This window comes from Hyphomonas sp. (genome assembly GCF_036964145.1).
Classification (GTDB): Bacteria; Pseudomonadota; Alphaproteobacteria; order Caulobacterales; family Hyphomonadaceae; genus Hyphomonas.
The window spans coordinates 415975-434475 of record NZ_JBALUC010000002.1; the positions used below are offsets into that span (position 1 = coordinate 415975).

Sequence of the window (18501 nt, forward strand, 5' to 3'; positions counted from 1 at the left end):
GGCGTCTGGCTTCAGACCTTGATCACGGAATCGCGTTCGATGATCGCGACATCCAGAACAGGGTTCAGATCGCCCGCTTCGCCCTCTTCCTGGGTGATGAAGGATGCCAGCAAATCGACTGACTGGTAGCCCATTTCGGCGATCGGCTGGCGGACCGTGGTCAGCTGCGGCCAGATCGCGCTCGCGATGGGCGTGTCATCATATCCGACCACGGAAATGTCTTCCGGAACGCGCTTGCCATGACGGAAAGCCGACGCGATCACGCCGGCGGCCATGTCATCATTGCTGGCAAAGATTGCCGTGGGCTGGTCTGCGAGATCCAGCATCTTGTCGGCCGCTTCCATCCCGCTGCGGTAAGTGAACCGGCCGCGCCGAACGAGATTGGGATCAATGTCGAGGCCATGCTCCTTCATTGCCAGCTGGAACCCGCTATAGCGGCGATGCGACGAGATCTGGTCTTCGGCGCCGATCACGAAGCCGATCCGGGTATGGCCATGAGCAATCAGGTATTCCGTCATGCGCTTGGCGGCGGCCTCGTCGTCGATGGCGAGGCTCGTGCCGGATTCCGGTTGGGTGCGCGGCGCGATCAGGACGCAGGGGATGCCCGCCTCTTCCAGCTTGGACAGAAGGAGGTCGTCTTCGCTGAGCGGCGGCACGACGAGAATGCCGTCCAGGCCGGCACCACTGACACGGCCGACAAGCTCGTCCACATCGGAAGGGTCCTGATAGGAGGAGAAATCCTCGAGCACCAGATGGTGCCCCGCTTCGCGGCAGCGGTTCATCGCGCCGATCAGCAGCTCGCTGAGATAGGAGTTGCTGGGATTGTTGAAGATCATGCCGATAAACAGTGAACTGCCACCGGCAAGACTGCGGGCCAGCAGGTTCGGTCGGTACTTCAATTCCCGGATGGCCTCCTCGACACGGGCGCGGGTGGTTTCGCGCACCACGTCCCGGCGATTAAGCACGCGCGAGACCGTCATCTGAGACACGCCGGCAAGTTCGGCAACTTCCTTGATCGTCGCGTGTTGGCGCCGTCCTGTTTTTGTAATTTTTTCGGCCATATTTGTGTTTCTTATCCCGTCAGCAGGGGTCCCATCCTGCTATTCCTTCTATGTCTTGCGTCGCCTGAACGTCGGGACATCAAACCGTTTCTGCAAGTTTTTCAAGACGATTCAGCCAGATGGGGTAATGTGGCGCAGGTCAGGGCACACACAGGGTGCGGACCTGAGCGCATCTGCCCCTCAGGCGCGCATCTTCTTGCCGCGATATCTGGTTTCATGGGGCGCCGGGCGTGAACCCCACCATTTTCCGCCCGCTCCACCCCTCGTCCAAACCGAGGCGAAGGTGTCGCGTCTGGTCAATCCGGTCATGGTTTCCTCCCTGTTGAATGCGGCTCTTGGCGGCCTTGGTATTCCCCTTTGGTAACGCTATCATACCCCGAATAGAAACCGGGTCCATACCGGACAGGCGACAGAGGGAGCGGAGCCATGCAAACGCGAATACGAAATTGGAGATCCGCTGCCGGTACCGGCGCGCTCACCCTGGCAGCGGCCTGCGGGCTCGCTGACGCCCCGGTCACCCCACCGTCTGCAAGCGCGGAAGCGCGTTTCGCTTACCTGACCTATAGTGGCAGCGACCCGATATTTGAGCTGCCCCTCTCTGAGGGTCAGGCGCGCAACCCCATCCTGGCGGGCTATTATCCGGACCCCAGCATCGTGAAAGTAGGCGAGGATTATTACCTCGTGAATTCCTCCTTCACCCACTATCCCGGCATTCCGGTGTTCCATAGCCGCGACCTGATCAATTGGACCCAGATCGGCAATGTCATCGACCGGCCGGACATGCTGGACTTTTCCGGGCTCACCGTGTCGCGCGGCGTCTTTGCCCCGACCATCGAGTTCCATGACGGCCTGTTCCATGTGATCAATACCTGCGTCGATTGCGGCGGCAATTTCATCGTGACCGCAACCGACCCGGCCGGGCCCTGGTCCGATCCGGTCTGGCTGCCACATGTCGGCGGGATCGACCCGTCCCTTTTTTTCGATGAGGGTGGCAAGGCCTACATCCTGAACAATGATGCCCCTGAGGGCGAGCCACTCTATCAAGGCCACCGCGCCGTCTGGATTCGCGAGGTCGATCCGGAGAGTTTCGCGCAAGTCTCCGAGCCGGTCGTTGCCGTGAATGGCGGCGTGGACTTGTCAAAGAAGCCCGTCTGGATCGAAGGCCCGCATCTCTACAAGGTGGATGGCAAATATTTGCTGAGCGCAGCCGAAGGGGGCACCGGCCCGCAGCATTCACAAGTTATCCTGACGGCCGAGTCTCCGCTTGGGCCGTTTACGCCGCACCCGGATAACCCGGTCCTGACGCAGCGCGACCTTCCCGAAGACCGGCCGGAGCCGATCACGTCGGTCGGGCATGCTGATTTCACACAGGATGGTGACGGCAATTGGTGGGCTGTCTTCCTCGGCACACGGCCCTATCAGGGCAATGAGTACAATACAGGCCGGGAAACCTTCCTGATGCCGGTGACATGGGAGAATGGAATCCCGCGCATTACGGCACCCGGAGACGTGATCCCGCATGTCATTGACCGGCCTGCCCTTCCCGCCCAACCGGACGCGCCGCTGCCCCTGACGGGAAATTTCACCTATACGGACGCCTTCGATGAGGAGGCATTGCCGCTCCATTGGCTCACCGTGCGCATTCCTTCAGAAGACGGCTACCGGCTTGAGACTGGTGACCTTGTGCTTGAGAAACGCGCCCAAGGAGTCGGCGATCCGGGGCACCCCTCCTTCCTCGGGCGACGCCAGCAGCACACGAATGCCGAGGCCTATACAGAAGTCATGTTCGTGCCGGGCGATTCCGATGATGAAGCGGGCCTCGCCGCGTTCCAGAATGATGCGGCCTATTACACGCTCGGCCTTTCCCTCAATGAGGACGGCGCATCTGTCGTACGGTTGCGCAGGCGCGCGAGCGAAGACGCAGATCCGGACGGTGAGATTGTCACCGAAGTTCCGGCCCTTGCCGCGTCGGGCGAGCCGCTGAAGCTGAAAATCGCCGCGCATGGTCCCGAGATGGACTTCTATCAGGCCTCTCCTGAAGGCGAATGGCAGCCTGTTGCGCTGGGAGAAGATGGCACGATCCTCAGCACCGAAAAGGCCGGCGGCTTTGTCGGCACGCTTCTGGGGGTCTACGCGCAGTCGGAACAGGACTGATCCACACACACATTAAAATGGCGGCCTCAGTTGAGGCCGCCATTGTTGATTTGAAATGAAGCAGGCTGCTTCTAGTCGGTACAGGCCGCCTCGCCCGTTGACGGTTCAAACCGGATGTCCGCCATGGCGACGGTGCCGGCTTCTTCCGTCCCGATCACGGCCGGAATTTGAACACTGGTCATATCCGTCAGCCCGAGACAGGCGGCCGGCGTGCGGTACTCAGCCCATTCCGCGCCTGTGACCGTGACCGTTTCAACTGCCTCGCAATTTCCATCCTGGTCACAGGAGCCACTGATCGTAACGGCATGTTCGCCGCCGTCCGGCACCTTGGCCGCGAAGACGATGTCGAGCGCAGTGTCTCCGTCTGCATTCAAATTGACCGGATTGGTGAACGATCCGAAGTAGAGCGCACCGGCCGGCTCAGACCAGGTCAGCACCAGACCATCTTCCTGAATGTCATAATCCGTGCGGCTGATCGAAAGGCCAGCGAGTTCGGTGAGACCGGGCTGAAGCGTCGTGTAGGCACCTTCGAAAGCCAGAAGCGTGGCCCACCGGTCGCCGGGCCGGCCCCGTTTGAACAGGGTGCGCGGGTCAGCATTGCCCATCAGCTCTTCTGACAAGCCCGGATCTTCGCTCAGCTCGCCAAGCTCTGAAGCTGCGGAGGCATAGCTGAGGCCATATCCGTATTCGAACAGCGGCTCGTAAGGCGCATCTTCCGGATTGAGGCGTCCGGGCTGGGCCGTTGCTGGCCAGGAAAAGGACAGGCGGCCGGTGAAATCATACTCCGGCTCCGTCTGGAACAGGACATCGGCCACGCCGCCCCCCTCGGAGCCCGGAAGCCAGGCCGCCACGAAGGCATCGGAATCATTCATCTCCGGATTCACCCAGAGCGGACGACCGGACAGGAAGACCGACACGACCGGAATGCCCTTGTCCTTGAAGGCTTCAAGCTTCGTGGTGTCGAAACCGTTCGGGACGAAATCCATCGTCCGAACATCGCCAATGCCTTCCGCATACGGGTTTTCGCCGTACACCGCGATCACGACATCGGCGTCGACATCGGATTCGCCTGCCGGATCAAAGACCAGCGTACCGCCCCCTGGCAGCAAGGCATCCTCGATACCTTCCAGGATGGATTCGCCATTCTGGAAGTGGCCATTGTCATAGCCGCCGCCCTGCCAGGACAGGGTCCAGCCGCCAGCCGCCTTGGTGATGCTGTCGGCGCCGTCGCCGATGACCAAAACGGTCTGTTCCGTGCTGAGCGGCAGAAGGTTGTCATTGTTCTTGAGCAGGACAAGGGATTCCCGCACGGCCCGTCGGGCCACTTCGCGGGCCGCTGGGGTTGCCAGCAGGCTTTCATCATTTGCGCCGGGGCGCTCGCTCGGGGCAGGCTTGTCGAAAATGCCATAGGCAAGCTTCACACGCAGGATACGGCGCACGGCATCGTCAAGGCGCTCCATCGGGATGTTGCCATCCTTCACATGCTGAAGCGTGCTCTCATAGAGGCCCTTCCAGCTGTCCGGCGCCATATACATGTCGAGGCCGGCATTCAGCGATTGCGGGCAATCCGTATTTGTACAGCCTGGCACCTGTCCGTGGCCATTCCAGTCACCGACGACAAAGCCTGTGAAGCCGAGGCGATCTTTCAGTACTTCAGTCAGCATGGCGTGGCTGCCATGCATCTTGACGCCCTGCCAGCTGGAGAAGGAGGACATGACGGTCTGCACACCGGCTTCGAGCGCGGTGAAATAGCCTTGAGCGTGAATGTCGATCAGTTCCTGCTCGGTCGCCTGGGTCTCGCCCTGGTCGATGCCGTCCAGTGTACCGCCATCGCCAACATAATGCTTGGCGCTGGAAATGACGTGGCCGTCACCGAGGAAGCTCTCGTCTGCTGGCCGCCCCTGCAATCCGTAGACGATCCGTTCGGCATAGGCGCGGACAATCTCCGGGCGTTCGGAATAACCTTCATAGGTCCGGCCCCAGCGATCATCACGCGGGGTGGCGATGGTAGGCGCGAACGTCCAGTCATGACCCGAAACGATGAGTTCCTCGGCCGTGATCCGGGCGATCTCCTCGATCAGGTCCGGATCATTGGCGGCGCCAAGGCCGATATTGTGTGGGAAAATCGTGGCGCCCGTCAGGTTGGCATGACCATGAACGGCGTCGATGCCCCAGATGACGGGTATGGCGATCTCGACGCCTTCCGGATCAACCGAAGCCTGCCAGTAGGCGTCGGCATCCGCGAGCCAGGCGTCCATGGGCGCGAAGGGCTCATCGCCCGGCGCGGAACTGCCGCCGCTCAACACGGAGCCAAGCCGATATTTCTTCACGTCTTCCGACGTGAGGCTGTCGCTGTCGCCCTGGATGACCTGGCCGACCTTCTGCTCCAGCGTCATCTTGGCCATGATCTCGTCGATGCGCGCCTCGATCACCGGGTCCAGATCCGGCACCGTGATCTCTGGCCAGAGGTCTGGCGTGACGGCCAGATCCTGTTCGGTCATCAGGGCCGTCTGCTCCGGCTCTGCCGTCTGGGCCGTCTCCACGGCGTCAGACTTGAGGGGCATGTGGCTGCACCCGGCGACCAGCGCCACGCAAGCCACGCCGCCCAGCAGCGAAATGATTGACGATTTCCGGACAGCCTTGGCCATCGCTACCTCCCATATGTATTTTCTAAAAAAATGCCCCCGCCGACGGATCGGCGAGGGCTGAAAGTTCGAAGGGCCTATCCCTGCATTTCCTCGAGTTCCAATCCCTTGGTCTCCTTGACCGCCTTGAAGACGAAGAAGACGGAGATGAGCGCACACACCGCGTAGAAGCCATAGGCACCGGCGAGGCCGATACCGGCGGTTGCGAGCATGATCGGGAAAGTCATCGTGATCGCAAAGTTTGCAATCCACTGGGCGAAGCCCGAAATGGCGAGACCTGCGCCGCGCACCTGGTTAGGGAACATCTCGCCCAGCGCGACCCACATGACGGGCCCCCAGGACGCGTTGAAGAACACGACATAGGCATTGGCCGCCAACAGCGCGATCAGGCCATAGCTCCCCGGAAGGCTGACAGCCCCCTCGATCGTGATCGCTTTCGAGAAGCAGAACGCCACGATGGCCAGGGTCACGGTCATGCCGACCGAGCCGATCCAGAGCAGCGGCTTGCGGCCGATCCGGTCGATGAGAAGCAGCGCAATGATCACGGCAATGATCGAGACTGCACCGGAAATGATGTTGATCAGCAAGGCGTCGCTTTCGGAGAAGCCAACCGCCTGCCAGAGCACGGCGCCATAGTAGAAGACGACATTGATGCCGACGAGTTGCTGGAACACGGCGAGCCCGATGCCAACCCAGACGATGGGCTTGAACCCGAACTGGCCAAGCGCGTCCTTGAGCGACGGCTTGTGGTCATTGGCAAGCGATTGCTCGATCTCGTCGACCTTGCGATGAGCTGCCTTTGCACCGGCCAGGCGGGAGAGCACTGAACGGGCCTTGTCCGTCGAGCCTTGGGCCACGAGGAAACGCGGGCTTTCCGGAATGAACAGGAGCGCAACAAGGAAGAACGTGGCCGGCAGGAGTTCCATCCAGAACATCCAGCGCCAGGCTTCAAAGCCGAGCAGCCATTCATTCATCGCCGATCCGCCAGTGGCCTGGGCAATGAGGTAGTTCGACACGAAGGCCAGGAAGAGACCGCTGATGATCGCGACCTGTTGGATCGAGGAGAGACGACCGCGATACTTCGCAGGCGCAACCTCGGAGATATAGGCGGGCGACATGACGCTGGCCGCGCCGACAGCGAGACCGCCAATGACGCGATAGACAACGAATTCTGCCGACGAACCGGCAACGCCCGAGCCCCAGGCGGAAATGATGAAGCAGGCGGCGGCAACGATCATCATGGTGCGGCGGCCGAATGCGTCGGACAGGGTGCCCGCCAGCGCTGCGCCGACCGCGCAGCCCAGCAACATGGACGCGACGTTGAAGCCCGTCCCGACATCCTGCGAATTGAAGGCAACCCGCAAGCCGTCAACGGTTCCGTTGATCACGCCCGAGTCGAACCCAAAAAGAAATCCGCCGATCGTGGCGACGGCGGTGATGAGAAGGACCTGGCCGAAACTGCCCTGTCCTGTATCCATACTTACAGTCGTTGATGCGTCGCTCATACCGCGCGCCCTCCCATGTTTCGCGGCAGGCAACCCCCTGCCCGCTTTTTCTGCTTATACCGAAGCTATGCCTCGAATGTTATCGCACAACAAGGAGCCTAACAAAATCAAGTTGTCAACGTTGACACATGATAGGGATTTTACAGTTCTCGCGAGTCGGTGCGACGACGATGCGCAAGATGCGCATCATCGCGAGCCGAGGTCCAGAAGGAATTGGGAAATGGCGAGCCGACTATTTGGCGGTTGCGCAGCTCTGATTGTAGGAGATGATATCATGATTGAATTGACGTGCCAGCGCCTGTAGCGCTTGGTCGGTGCCCATCAATTCTTTCTTGGCGGCCTGGTAGGCGGCCTTGGTTTCATCCGCCTTCGCGGCATGCGCAGCAGAGACCAGGCGGTGGATTTCAGCATCTTCCCACGCCTCGCCTTTCAGCTCGACGTCCGCCGCCATGTCATCGCGTTTCATCTGAATCGTTTCAATTTCCGCCTTTTTGGGCGCCATGGTCGCAGCCATGGCATTGCAGCGCTTCACATCCGCCGCAGTCATCGCCTCTGCAACAGCCGTTTGCGCGGCAAGGACAAGCAGGAAACTGGTGGCAATGGATTTGATCATGAAACGGGGCCTCTCTCTAAGCTCACGTTTTTATGGCGGAAAGTCACTGAAGCAAAGCTGAACGCGGCTGCCCCGGAAGGGCCGCATTTCAGACGCCTCGATCTCGCTCAAGGCCCTCCTGACGCCGGCCAATGACCACAGCATCCAGAATGCGAAAGATGGCGGCAAAATCGGTCAAAAGCTCCCGCACGCGGTCAACGCTGTCGAGCGGCTTGAACATGCTACCCGGCTCAAACAGATTGCCGCCCTCCAGCGTGATGAACATCTCGCCGCCGTCAAAACAGGTCTTCAGGCGCCCGCCATGAAAGGCCTTTTCCAGATCGACGAGATTCTGCATCAGATCCGGCGTCAGCAAATAGCGGCTCTCAACCTGGTCGGTCGTGTAGACCTCGAAAATCTTCTCGAAGACCGGGTCTTCCAGCATGGCGCGCGACATGCCCTTGGCGCCGGCGAACCGATTGAAGAAACCGGCATCCCGCGTGATCAGTGTGCGGCCATAGAAGCGTTTGGGAAATTCAAAGCGCAGGCATTGCCCATTGAAGACAGTGACCCAGCGCGTCTGGGTCCGTCCCTTGGAATCGCTCGACGTCCGGCGCTCTTCCAAATGCGCCTCGAACAATTCGAACTCGACGCCATTGCGCCTGCCGGTCAGCAGGTCTTCATAATTGGCCCGGTCCCAGCTCGGCACCAGGCCGACATCATGATGCTTGTAGATCGACTCGACAGACCCCGGCTCAGCCGTGAAATCCAGCCCGAGCTTGCGAACCACAGGCAGGACGATCAGATCCTTGGCTTCCTTGCTGAACCGGCGCACATCCCGACCGCCCCAGAACATGTACCCCAGACCGACAATCACGGCGATGATCGCCGCGAACGGGTGACGGATGAGGAACGCGCCGGCCAGCCCGCCCAGGACGGCCACCGCAATGCCGACATAGCGTGCCTGCCGCGCTTTTGCGACGGCGACCTGGCGCTCGGCCTCGCGGGTCAGCAAGGCCGGGCGAATCTCATCCTGGAAAAGACGCGGGAAATCCCTGAACTCATCGGGGAAATCCCCCAGCGCCTTTTGGATATCCGGATCAACCGGCTGCTGCGCCGGGGCTGGATCGGTCGGGAACATGTCCTGAGTCATCTGGGGCGGCCTCTCAAAAACAGACCGCCCCAGTTAAGCTTGGATTCCGTGACAGGTAAAACCTGTATCAGATATCCGCGTAGACGTGCCGCTCGCCCGCAAAGCCCGGATGGGTCGTCGCGCCCTTGTGGGCCGGGCCAACGAGCGCGGCATATTTTTGCAACGCGCCGGAGCCATAGGCCGTGATGCGCGGCTTCCACTGCCGTTTGCGGTCTTCCAGTTCAGCGGGTGTCAGGCGGACATCAATCGTGCCTTTCTCCGCATCGATGGTGATGATGTCGCCATCCTTCAGCAGGCCGATGGGCCCGCCTTCCTGCGCTTCCGGCCCGACATGGCCAATGCAGAAGCCTCGCGTTGCGCCGGAGAAGCGGCCATCGGTGATCAGGGCCACCTTGTCACCCATGCCCTGACCGTAGATCGCGGCGGTGGTGGAGAGCATTTCCCGCATACCGGGGCCTCCCTTGGGGCCTTCGTATCGGATGACGAGAACTTCGCCTTCCTTGTAGTCGCGGTTGGACACGGCTTCGAAACAGGCTTCCTCGCCATCAAAGACGCGCGCCGGCCCGGAGAATTGCAGCGTGTGCAGTCCGGCCACTTTCACGATGGCGCCATCGGGGGCGAGCGAGCCCCACAGGCCAACGACACCGCCGGTTGGCGAGATCGGATCGGTTGCCGGATAGATGACCTTCTGGTTCGGGTCCCACTCGATGTCTTCGAGGTATTCTGCCCAGGTCTGGCCAGTAACGGTCAGGCAGTCGCCATTGATCAGGCCGGATTCGTGCAGCGTCTTCATCAGCATGGGCACACCGCCCGCTTCGCCGAAATCCTTGGCAACATAGTCGCCACCGGGCTTGAGGTTCGCGATGTATGGCGTCTTCTGGAAGATCTTTGCGACGTCTTCGAGATCGAACTGAACGCCGCACTCATGCGCCATGGCTGGCAGGTGAAGCGCCGCATTGGTCGAGCCGCCGGTCGCAGCGACGACGATGGCCGCATTCTCGAAGGCTTCCCGCGTGCAGATGTCGCGCGGGCGCAGATTCTTCTCAACCAGTTGCATCACCACTTCACCGCTGGCCACGGCATAGCCGTCGCGGTCGGTGTAAGGCGCGGGCAGCGCCGAGGAGAGCGGCAGGGCGAGGCCGATGGCCTCAGAGACGCAAGCCATCGTGTTCGCGGTGAACTGGCCGCCGCACGCCCCGTCGCCCGGACAGGCGACCTTTTCCAGCGCGTGGAGCTTCTCGTCAGTCATGGAATTCGATCCAGCGGCGTGCGCCCCGACGGCTTCAAACACGTCGAGCACGGTGACGTCCCGGCCCTCATAGGAGCCCGGCAGGATCGAGCCGCCATAGAGGAAGACGCTCGGCACGTTGAGGCGCAGCATGGCCATCATCATGCCCGGCAGGGATTTGTCACAGCCGGCAATACCGACCAGCGCATCGTAGGAATGGCCGCGCATGGACAGTTCGACCGAGTCCGCAATCGTGTCGCGGCTGACCAGCGAGGACCGCATGCCCTCATGGCCCATCGCAATGCCGTCCGTCACGGTGATGGTGCAGAATTCGCGCGGGGTGCCGTCGCCCTTCTTGACGCCTTCGGAGGCGGCATGCGCCTGGCGCATCAGGGCGGTGTTGCAGGGCGCGGCCTCGTTCCAGCAGGAGGCAACACCGACGAGGGGCTTCTGGATGTCCTTGGTCGACAGTCCCATCGCGTAGAGATAGCTGCGATGCGGCGCGCGCTCCGGTCCTTCGGTAACGTGGCGGGAGGGAAGTTTCGATTTGTCCCAGGTCTTGCTCATGACGGTCCTATCCTGATGTGTTCTGCATTGCCCCTAGCGCGCAATCCTGTTGCGGAAAAGGGGCTATTCGTCGCCATAGATGGCAGTTCTTGCCCCTGAAGCGTCAACGACGCCCCGATACATGCCTTCCGAGTTGAATACGAAGGCGTATCCGCCATCCCCATTCATCACGATGACGCCGCCATCGCCGCCCAATTCCGCGACTTCGGCGAGCGCAGATGTTGCAGCCGGTTCGATTTCGTCATCAGCAAGTTTCACCCTGTCGCAAATTGTCTTGGCCACGCCCACCCGGATGAAATATTCACCATGCCCGGTTGCCGAGACCGCGCAGACGCCATTCTCGGCATAGGTGGCCGCGCCGATCAGCGGCGAGTCCCCGATGCGGCCCGCGGCCTTGGCCGTCATGCCGCCGGTAGTCGTGGCAGCAGCAAGATTGCCCTCGCGGTCGATGGCGACGGCGCCCACCGTGCCGTGGCGATCGGCGGCGGTGCGGCTGCGCTCCTCAAGGACGCGCTCCAGCGCCTTGCGGCGGTGGTCGGTGTCGAAATAGGAATTGTCGACCATGTCGAGGCCCTGCGCTTCGGCGAAAGCGTCGGCGCCCGTGCCCGCGAACATGACATGTTCGGATTTGTCCATCACGGCGCGCGCCGCCTTGATCGGGTTACGTACCCGTGTGACGCCAGCAACGGCGCCGGCATTGCGGTCCCGGCCATCCATGATTGAGGCGTCGAGTTCGTGCGTGCCTGCGGCAGTAAAGACCGCCCCATAGCCGGAATTGAACAGCGGATCGTTTTCCATTGGGATGACGGCCGCCTCGACAGCGTCCAGCGCGCTGCCACCGGAGCGGAGGATAACAGCGCCGGCCTCAAGCGCGGTCTCCAGCGCGGCGGTATAGGCCGCTTCCTTTTCCGGAGTCATGCCTTCGCGGGTGATGACGCCTGCGCCGCCATGAATCACCAGCCGCCATTCGGGCGTGGCGGGCTCAGGGTCTGGCGATGTGGCGCACGCGCCGAGGAAGACCGCCGCAGCGATCACCAGTTTGCGAAATGTCATGGGGGCAGCTCCTGTTCATGCCGGAACAGGATGCCCGCATTGGTCAGAGACCTTCAAGCCCCTTGCGGGCAGCTTTCAGCTTTTCCCGCCGCGTCGTCCAGTCGCGGATGCGCTCGCGGTTCTCTTCAACGATCTCTGGCGGCGCCCGCGAGACGAATTTTTCGTTCGAGAGCTTGCCCTCGGTGGATTTGATGTCCTTGTCGAGCTGGGCCAGTTCCTTGTCGAGCCGTTTGCGGGCCTCATCAATGTCGACAATGTCAGCGACCGACAGGGCGGACATGGTCTCGCCGATCACGGCCGTGACCGCGCCTTCGGGCGTGGTATCCGTCATCGAGATGTCTTCGAGACGCGCAAGGCGCTTCAGGACGTCTTCATGGCTCATCGCGCGGTTTTCGATTTCCGCACCGGCATTGACCAGGGTCAGCGGCAGCTTGGAGCCCGCCGGGACCCCGAGATCGTTCCGGAGCGAGCGGAGTTCGGTAATCATGTCGATCACCCAATTGATCTCTTCCGCGGCGGCCTCATCCGTGAACGGCTCAGTCGAGGGCCAGGACTGGTGCATCAGGAAGCCCTTGGCCTCTGCGCGGCCCTCGGCGCGGCGCTCCCACAATTCCTCGGTGACGAAGGGCATGAAGGGATGGAGCAGCTTCAGCGATTCATCCAGCACATAGCCACAGACCATGCGGGTTTCCTGCTTGGCGGCGTCGTCCATGCCCGCGAGCAGCGGCTTGATGAGTTCGAGATACCAGTCGCAGAGCGTGTTCCAGATGAATTTGTAGAGCGCGCCCGCGGCTTCGTTGAATTTGTAATCCTCGATGCCCTTGCTGACTTCTGCCGCACATTGGGAGAGTTCAGACAGGATCCAGCGGTTTACCGGACTTTCGACCCGGTCATAGTCAATCTCGCCCGGTGCGCCGCATTCGTTCATTTCGGCAAAGCGCGCCGCATTCCAGAGCTTGGTGGCGAAGTTGCGATTGCCTTCAACGGCCTGTTTGGAGAGGCGGATATTGCGCCCCTGCCCGGCCATGCGGCCCATGGTGAAGCGCAGCGCGTCCGCGCCATATTCGTCGACCAGTTCCAGCGGGTCCATGGCATTGCCCTTGGACTTGGACATCTTCTGGCCCTTCTCGTCGAGCACGAGGGCGTGGATGTAGACGTCCTTGAACGGAACTTCCCCCATGAATTCGAGGCTCATCATCATCATCCGGGCGACCCAGAAGAAGATGATGTCGAAGGCCGTGACGAGCGTCGCCGTCGGGAAGAAGGTGTCGAGGTCAGCCGTCTTGTCCGGCCAGCCCTGCGTGGAGAACGGCCAGAGGGCGGAGGAGAACCATGTGTCGAGGACGTCAGGATCTCTAGCGATATTTGCGGAACTCGCTTTACCAGCCGAAGTCCCACCACCCCAAATTTTAGCTCCTCCAATGCCGGTATCAACGACAGACACTTCAATTTCGCTGCCGTAGTATTCTCGGGCTTGAGCGAGCATATCTTCTTCAGATTCGGCTACGAACACTTTCCCAGGGAAGTAGGCCTGATCACTTTCAAGTTGCTCAATTGTAGGCGCATACCAGGCCGGAATCCGGTGTCCCCACCAGAGCTGGCGGGAGACGCACCAGGGCTGGATGTTTTCCATCCAGTTGAAATAGGTCTTTTCCCAATTCTCCGGGACGAATTTGGTCTTGCCCTCTTTCACCGCGGCGATGGCAGGCTTGGCCATTGTCTTGGCGTCGACATACCATTGATCCGTCATCCACGGTTCGATGACAACGTTTGAGCGGTCGCCGAAGGGCTGCTCGATCTTGAGGTTCTCGATTTCCTGCAGGAGTTCAGCTTCCTCGAAAGCCGAGACAACTTTCCTGCGCGCATCAAACCGGTCGAGGCCGCGATACTCAGCCGGAATGCCGGCCGTGTCAGCCTCTTCGCCGTCCACGATATGCGCGGTCGCATTCAGGATATTCAGGGGCGTGTGGCCCGCGCGCTTGCCGACTTCGAAATCGTTGAAATCATGTGCGGGGGTGATCTTCACGGCGCCAGAGCCCTTGTCCGGGTCGGCATACTCATCCGCGATGATCGGTATACGGCGGCCGACAATCGGCAGTTCGACAAACTTGCCAATCAGGCCTGCATAGCGCGGGTCTTCCGGGTGCACAGCCACGCCGGTATCGCCGAGCATGGTTTCCGGACGGGACGTGGCCACGACGATATAGTCGCGCATCTCCGTCTCGACGGTATTGCCGTCTTCATCCTTGATCGGATGCATATAGGTGACGCCGTCCGCGAGCGGATAGCGCAGATGCCAGTAATGGCCGGGCACTTCGCGCTGATCGACTTCGAGATCGGAAATCGCAGTCTGGAAGTGCGGGTCCCAGTTCACGAGCCGCTTGTCGCGATAGATCAGGCCCTTCTTGTGGAGCTCGACGAAGACCTTGGTGACCGCGCGCATCATGTTGTTGTCGGGATGGTTGCGGTCGCCCATCGTGAAGGCTTCCTTCGACCAGTCGCACGACGCGCCAAGGCGTTTCAGCTGGCCGACAATGGCGCCGCCGGATTCCTCTTTCCATTCCCAGACGCGATCAACAAAGGCCTCGCGACCCATGTCCCGGCGGGTGATATTCTCACCGGATTCGGCCATCTGGCGCTCAACGACCATTTGGGTCGCGATGCCGGCATGGTCCGTGCCCGGCTGCCAGAGCACATTCTTGCCGCGCATCCGCTCGAACCGGATCAGCACGTCCTGGAGCGTATTGTTCAGCGCGTGCCCCATGTGCAGCACGCCGGTCACGTTCGGCGGCGGAATGACAATCGAATAGGCCTGTGCAGACGTGTCGCCGGAGGGCTTGAAGCATCCGTTTTCTTCCCAGGCCTTGTAGAGGCGGGGTTCGGCTTCTGCGGGGTCAAATCTTTGGTCGAGCATCGGTTCAGGCGTTATCCATATAAAAGAAAAGGCGCGCCCGTGACGGCGCGCCCTTCCCTATAACGTATTTGTCAGGAGAGGCTAGCGCGCCATGCGGGCGATGCGCTGTACTTCTGCCTCGACCTTTTCTTCGACGATCTTAGCGAGGTTGGCGTCGAGCCATTCCTTCATCATCGGCTTGAGCAGCTCGCGGACGAGCGCCTCAATCGTGTTGTCACCGCCCATATCCATCTTGGAAATGAGCTTGCCGAGTGCGCCAGCGGCCACATCGGCGGTCTGGTCATCAGTCAGGACTGTTTGCTGGTAGCGTGCGGTTGCCGCCATGTCTTCCTCCACAGATGCCGCCACCGGTTCCGGGGCAGCGGGTTCAGGTTCAGGCTCGGGCTCCGGCGCAACCTCTTCGACGATCGCTTCCGGGAATACTTCTTCCACAATTTCTTCTGCTTCTTGTGCCTTGGGCGCTGCCACGACGGCGCGGGCCGCGCCCAGCATTTCCTCGAAGCTCGGCGGTTCGCTGACTTCGTCGGGATCAGCCTCGAACTGCTCGAATTCGACCTCGAAGGCTTCCGCGTCGGCAACGACTTCTTCGGTGGAGACCTCTTCTGTCTCAGACGCCTCTTCGAACATGACATCATCAATGTCGTGCAAATCGTCCTCATCGAAAGAGGCTTGGACCTCTACAGGCGCAGGTGTGTCTTCCACAGGGGCTGGTTCTGCGGCCTGCGGAGCCGTGTCATCATCCGAGATGATCTTGCGAATCGACGCGAGGATTTCCTCCATCGTCGGTTCTTTGTGCGCTTCATTGGCCATAGCCAGCCCCTTGATATTCCGTGCGGTACGAATCCCTATGCATTAACCGCTACGGGGATTGTGTTAACAAGCATTTATCGTTGTTAACGCGAGTCCCCGACCAGGCCATCCAGAAGCAGCATATCCGGCGACAATTGTCCGGTGGCCCGCAGGAGGTTGTGCGCCGCCACATAGGAGTCACGCTCTGCCTGCACCAGCGCAAGGCGCGCCTCGAACAATTGCTGTTCCTGGTCCAGCACGTCGAGCGTCGTGCGGATGCCCACGGCCAGTTCTTCCTTGGCGCCGTCATAGGCGATCTGGGCCGCCTCGACCTGGCGTTCGGAGGCCGCAATGGAGCGCAACGAGGCTTCATAGGTAAACCATGATTGCGCGATCTGAGCGCGAATTCTGCGCTGGAGCGTATCAATCTGCCGCTGGGCCTGTGTGCGCTGCAGGCGGGCCGATTTCACCTGACTCTTGATCAGGCCGCCGGACAGGAGCGGAATGGTGCCCTGCGCCACGGCCGACACGCTCGAATCGCGCTGGGTGAAGTCATTATAGGTTTCCTGGCGGGCCGCTGTACCGACAATGCTGATCTGCGGCTTGTACTGGCCGCGGGCCACTTCAATCGCCTCGCGGGCCGCGCGCTCGGAATGACGGGCCGCGATCAGGTCAGGATTGGTATCGAGCGCGATCTGGACCGCCTCTTCGAGCGATGCCGGCAAGGGCGGCAGCGGCGGGGGCGGCGCAAGCTCGGTCGGCGCAAGGCCGGTGAGGAACTGATAGTTGGCAATGTCCGCTTCGAGCGTGGCTTGCGCGCCGGCCAGAGCGGCCCTGGCGCCTTCAAGGCGGGCCTGGGAAAGCGAGACATCGGTCCGGGTCACCACACCGACCTCAAACCGGTCTGACGCCGCGCGGACCTGTTCGCCCGTCACTTCCACATTGTTTTCCCGGATGGCAACGGTTTCGAGGTCGCTGCGGACGTCGACATAGGCTGTAATGACCTGGAGGATCAGGTCCTGGACAGCCGCGTCATACTGCGACTCGGCGGCATCGACCCCGGCCCTGGCCTGACGGATGCCCGCACTGATGCGTCCACCCGTATAGATCGGCATCGCCGCCTGGAGCTGCGCGCTGGCAATCGGGCGATCACCATTCGTGCCGGACAAATCGGCAAATGCGGCGTTGGAATCGATATATTCGTAGCCAGCGCTGCCCGACAGATCGAGCGTGGGACGGCGCTGGGACCGGGCCTGTTCCACATTTTCAAGCGCGATATCCGTCTGGACCCGCTGGGATTGCAGTCCCGGATTGGTTGCCAATGCTGCATCAATCGCATCAGAGAGGGTTTCAGCGTAGGATGCGGGCATCCCGCTGAGGCCGAAAGCGAAAAGGCTGACAGCGAGTGGTCGGTGGAATTTCATGCGGCGCTCCTTGAGGCCCCAGACCGGCTGAGCGCCCTATATGCTTGATCCCTAATATAAGGGTTCTGACGGCAATAGTGAACACTGTTCACTTTTCTGGAGTCTTAACAAATTGTCGCGGCCCGTCGCTTGTCAGAAGACAAATGCCTTCTTGCGGTCAAATGCGGAAAATTTCGGCGGAAAAGCGTCGAATCCTTCGCGGGCGGACACCGCATCGCCTGCGCGCGTGTAGACCTTGCCACGGCCAAGGCCCTCTCGTTCCAGCATCACAACCGCAAGGCGCCCGCCCTCGGCGAGTTGGGAGGTCCAGGCCTCAGGAACGGTTTCGACCATGCCGCAGACATAAATGACGTCGAACGGCGCCTGATCTGGCAGGCCAGCAGCCAGATCGCCCTTTACGGCGACGGCCTGATCGATGCCGAGCGCAGCGAAGCGTTCCGACATGGCGTCCACGCGGGCATCCTCATCTTCGAGGGCAATGACGGTTTCAGCAAGACGGCTGATCAGGGCCACTTCATAGCCGGAGCCGGCACCGATCACGAGCACGATGTCCGACGGCTTGATCGCGGCGAGCTTGACCAGCTTGCCCGTATCGCGCGGCGTCCACAGGGCGCGGCCTTCGGAGGTCTCGATTTCAAGCTCGGAATAGGCCACGGATTTGCGCGATGTGGGCACGAAGGCCTCGCGGGGCGTTTTCAGGAAGGCCGAGACGATTTCCGGATCGGAGACATCGTTTGGTCGCACCTGCGTGTCGACCATGATCTCACGGGCTTTGTCGTAGTTCATCTCGATTCCCTCTCGGGCTTGCTATAGTGTGGTATCCAGCCCTTTATCATGGGTTTTCGGGGGCGCAATGCGCGATAAACGCACGGCGCATGAAAAGGACAGATTGCAAGCGGCGAAGTTCGTTGCTAAGTGACGCGCCTTCTGGAACGGCTCTGTGGCGGAGTGGTCACGCAGCGGATTGCAAATCCGTGTACGCCGGTTCGATTCCGGCCGGAGCCTCCAGACTTCCAAATCATTCCTCTGATCCGCCCTGCAGGATGAGCGCCGCCCTACACAGGGCACCCGCCTGTCCGACATCCATGATTTCGGAGGCGTAAACAGGATATCGCGAATTTTCAGTCGCACATTTGCAAACCGTTTACAGCCCGTTAACCCTTTTGGGGGAAAGTGAACCTGTCTTCTCTTGGAGACACCCACCATCACCCAACGCCTCGGCGGGAGCTTGTCTCCCGCCTTTTTTTTGCGGAATCTGCAAGTTTTTATGACTTCGCAGCATGTGGGGGCTTGAACGGGTTTTCGGGTCTGCTATTCACCCGTCTCCGGCTGTTCCGCGATAGCTCAGTTGGTAGAGCAGGCGACTGTTAATCGCCCGGTCGTAGGTTCGAGTCCTACTCGCGGAGCCACCTTCCC

The 18501-nt window shown here is 61.0% G+C and carries 12 protein-coding genes and 2 tRNA genes; 3 read left to right on the forward strand and 11 right to left on the reverse strand.

Annotated elements, in window-relative coordinates:
* Positions 1 to 11 precede the first annotated feature (11 nt).
* Positions 12 to 1061, reverse strand: coding sequence for a LacI family DNA-binding transcriptional regulator (locus V7660_RS07015; RefSeq protein WP_335602408.1), 1050 nt, complete (start codon positions 1059 to 1061; stop codon positions 12 to 14).
* Positions 1062 to 1487: 426 nt separating this feature from the next.
* Between V7660_RS07015 and V7660_RS07020 the strand changes: the two genes are divergently transcribed.
* Positions 1488 to 3215, forward strand: coding sequence for a glycoside hydrolase family 43 protein (locus V7660_RS07020; RefSeq protein WP_335602409.1), 1728 nt, complete (start codon positions 1488 to 1490; stop codon positions 3213 to 3215).
* 71 nt (positions 3216 to 3286) lie between these two features.
* Here V7660_RS07020 and V7660_RS07025 read toward each other — a convergent pair whose 3' ends face one another.
* The 10 genes from V7660_RS07025 to V7660_RS07070 form a co-directional block, all read right to left on the reverse strand.
* Positions 3287 to 5863 carry a glycoside hydrolase family 3 protein gene (locus tag V7660_RS07025; RefSeq protein ID WP_335602410.1) on the reverse strand — a complete coding sequence of 859 codons (2577 nt, stop codon included), beginning with the start codon at positions 5861 to 5863 and terminating at the stop codon, positions 3287 to 3289.
* A 74-nt stretch (positions 5864 to 5937) separates the two neighbouring features.
* A complete protein-coding gene (locus V7660_RS07030; protein ID WP_335602411.1) occupies positions 5938 to 7365 on the reverse strand; it encodes a sugar porter family MFS transporter in 1428 nt (475 codons plus the stop codon).
* 232 nt (positions 7366 to 7597) lie between these two features.
* Positions 7598 to 7978 (reverse strand): hypothetical protein, encoded by a 381-nt coding sequence (locus V7660_RS07035; RefSeq protein WP_335602412.1) that lies wholly within the window; start codon positions 7976 to 7978, stop codon positions 7598 to 7600.
* A gap of 88 nt (positions 7979 to 8066) precedes the next feature.
* Positions 8067 to 9110 carry a DUF3137 domain-containing protein gene (locus tag V7660_RS07040; RefSeq protein ID WP_335602413.1) on the reverse strand — a complete coding sequence of 348 codons (1044 nt, stop codon included), beginning with the start codon at positions 9108 to 9110 and terminating at the stop codon, positions 8067 to 8069.
* Positions 9111 to 9177: 67 nt separating this feature from the next.
* Positions 9178 to 10905: a dihydroxy-acid dehydratase gene (gene ilvD / locus V7660_RS07045; protein ID WP_335602414.1), complete on the reverse strand. Its 1728-nt coding sequence runs from the start codon at positions 10903 to 10905 to the stop codon at positions 9178 to 9180.
* A 63-nt stretch (positions 10906 to 10968) separates the two neighbouring features.
* A complete protein-coding gene (locus tag V7660_RS07050) occupies positions 10969 to 11958 on the reverse strand; it encodes an isoaspartyl peptidase/L-asparaginase family protein (RefSeq protein WP_335602415.1) in 990 nt (329 codons plus the stop codon).
* 43 nt (positions 11959 to 12001) lie between these two features.
* Positions 12002 to 14872: a valine--tRNA ligase gene (locus V7660_RS07055; protein WP_335602416.1), complete on the reverse strand. Its 2871-nt coding sequence runs from the start codon at positions 14870 to 14872 to the stop codon at positions 12002 to 12004.
* A gap of 81 nt (positions 14873 to 14953) precedes the next feature.
* Positions 14954 to 15682: a DUF2497 domain-containing protein gene (locus V7660_RS07060; RefSeq protein ID WP_335602417.1), complete on the reverse strand. Its 729-nt coding sequence runs from the start codon at positions 15680 to 15682 to the stop codon at positions 14954 to 14956.
* An 83-nt stretch (positions 15683 to 15765) separates the two neighbouring features.
* A complete protein-coding gene (locus V7660_RS07065; RefSeq protein WP_335602418.1) occupies positions 15766 to 17085 on the reverse strand; it encodes a TolC family outer membrane protein in 1320 nt (439 codons plus the stop codon).
* Positions 17086 to 17217: 132 nt separating this feature from the next.
* On the reverse strand, positions 17218 to 17871 hold the full coding sequence (locus V7660_RS07070; protein ID WP_335602419.1) for a protein-L-isoaspartate O-methyltransferase family protein: 654 nt from the start codon (positions 17869 to 17871) through the stop codon (positions 17218 to 17220).
* A gap of 148 nt (positions 17872 to 18019) precedes the next feature.
* Between V7660_RS07070 and V7660_RS07075 the strand changes: the two genes are divergently transcribed.
* A tRNA-Cys gene (locus V7660_RS07075) sits at positions 18020 to 18093 on the forward strand.
* A gap of 325 nt (positions 18094 to 18418) precedes the next feature.
* Positions 18419 to 18494 (forward strand) — tRNA-Asn (locus tag V7660_RS07080).
* The last annotated feature ends 7 nt before the right edge of the window (positions 18495 to 18501 follow it).

Bases quoted from the DNA above. Each gene is read 5' to 3' on its own strand.
- V7660_RS07070 (WP_335602419.1), bottom strand. From the start codon at position 17,871: ATGAACTACGACAAAGCCCGTGAGATCATGGTCGACACGCAGGTGCGA.
- V7660_RS07050 (WP_335602415.1), bottom strand. From the start codon at position 11,958: ATGACATTTCGCAAACTGGTGATCGCTGCGGCGGTCTTCCTCGGCGCG.
- V7660_RS07020 (WP_335602409.1), top strand. From the start codon at position 1,488: ATGCAAACGCGAATACGAAATTGGAGATCCGCTGCCGGTACCGGCGCG.
- V7660_RS07030 (WP_335602411.1), bottom strand. From the start codon at position 7,365: ATGAGCGACGCATCAACGACTGTAAGTATGGATACAGGACAGGGCAGT.
- V7660_RS07025 (WP_335602410.1), bottom strand. From the start codon at position 5,863: ATGGCCAAGGCTGTCCGGAAATCGTCAATCATTTCGCTGCTGGGCGGC.
- V7660_RS07040 (WP_335602413.1), bottom strand. From the start codon at position 9,110: ATGACTCAGGACATGTTCCCGACCGATCCAGCCCCGGCGCAGCAGCCG.
- V7660_RS07015 (WP_335602408.1), bottom strand. From the start codon at position 1,061: ATGGCCGAAAAAATTACAAAAACAGGACGGCGCCAACACGCGACGATC.
- V7660_RS07035 (WP_335602412.1), bottom strand. From the start codon at position 7,978: ATGATCAAATCCATTGCCACCAGTTTCCTGCTTGTCCTTGCCGCGCAA.
- V7660_RS07065 (WP_335602418.1), bottom strand. From the start codon at position 17,085: ATGAAATTCCACCGACCACTCGCTGTCAGCCTTTTCGCTTTCGGCCTC.
- V7660_RS07055 (WP_335602416.1), bottom strand. From the start codon at position 14,872: ATGCTCGACCAAAGATTTGACCCCGCAGAAGCCGAACCCCGCCTCTAC.
- ilvD (WP_335602414.1), bottom strand. From the start codon at position 10,905: ATGAGCAAGACCTGGGACAAATCGAAACTTCCCTCCCGCCACGTTACC.
- V7660_RS07060 (WP_335602417.1), bottom strand. From the start codon at position 15,682: ATGGCCAATGAAGCGCACAAAGAACCGACGATGGAGGAAATCCTCGCG.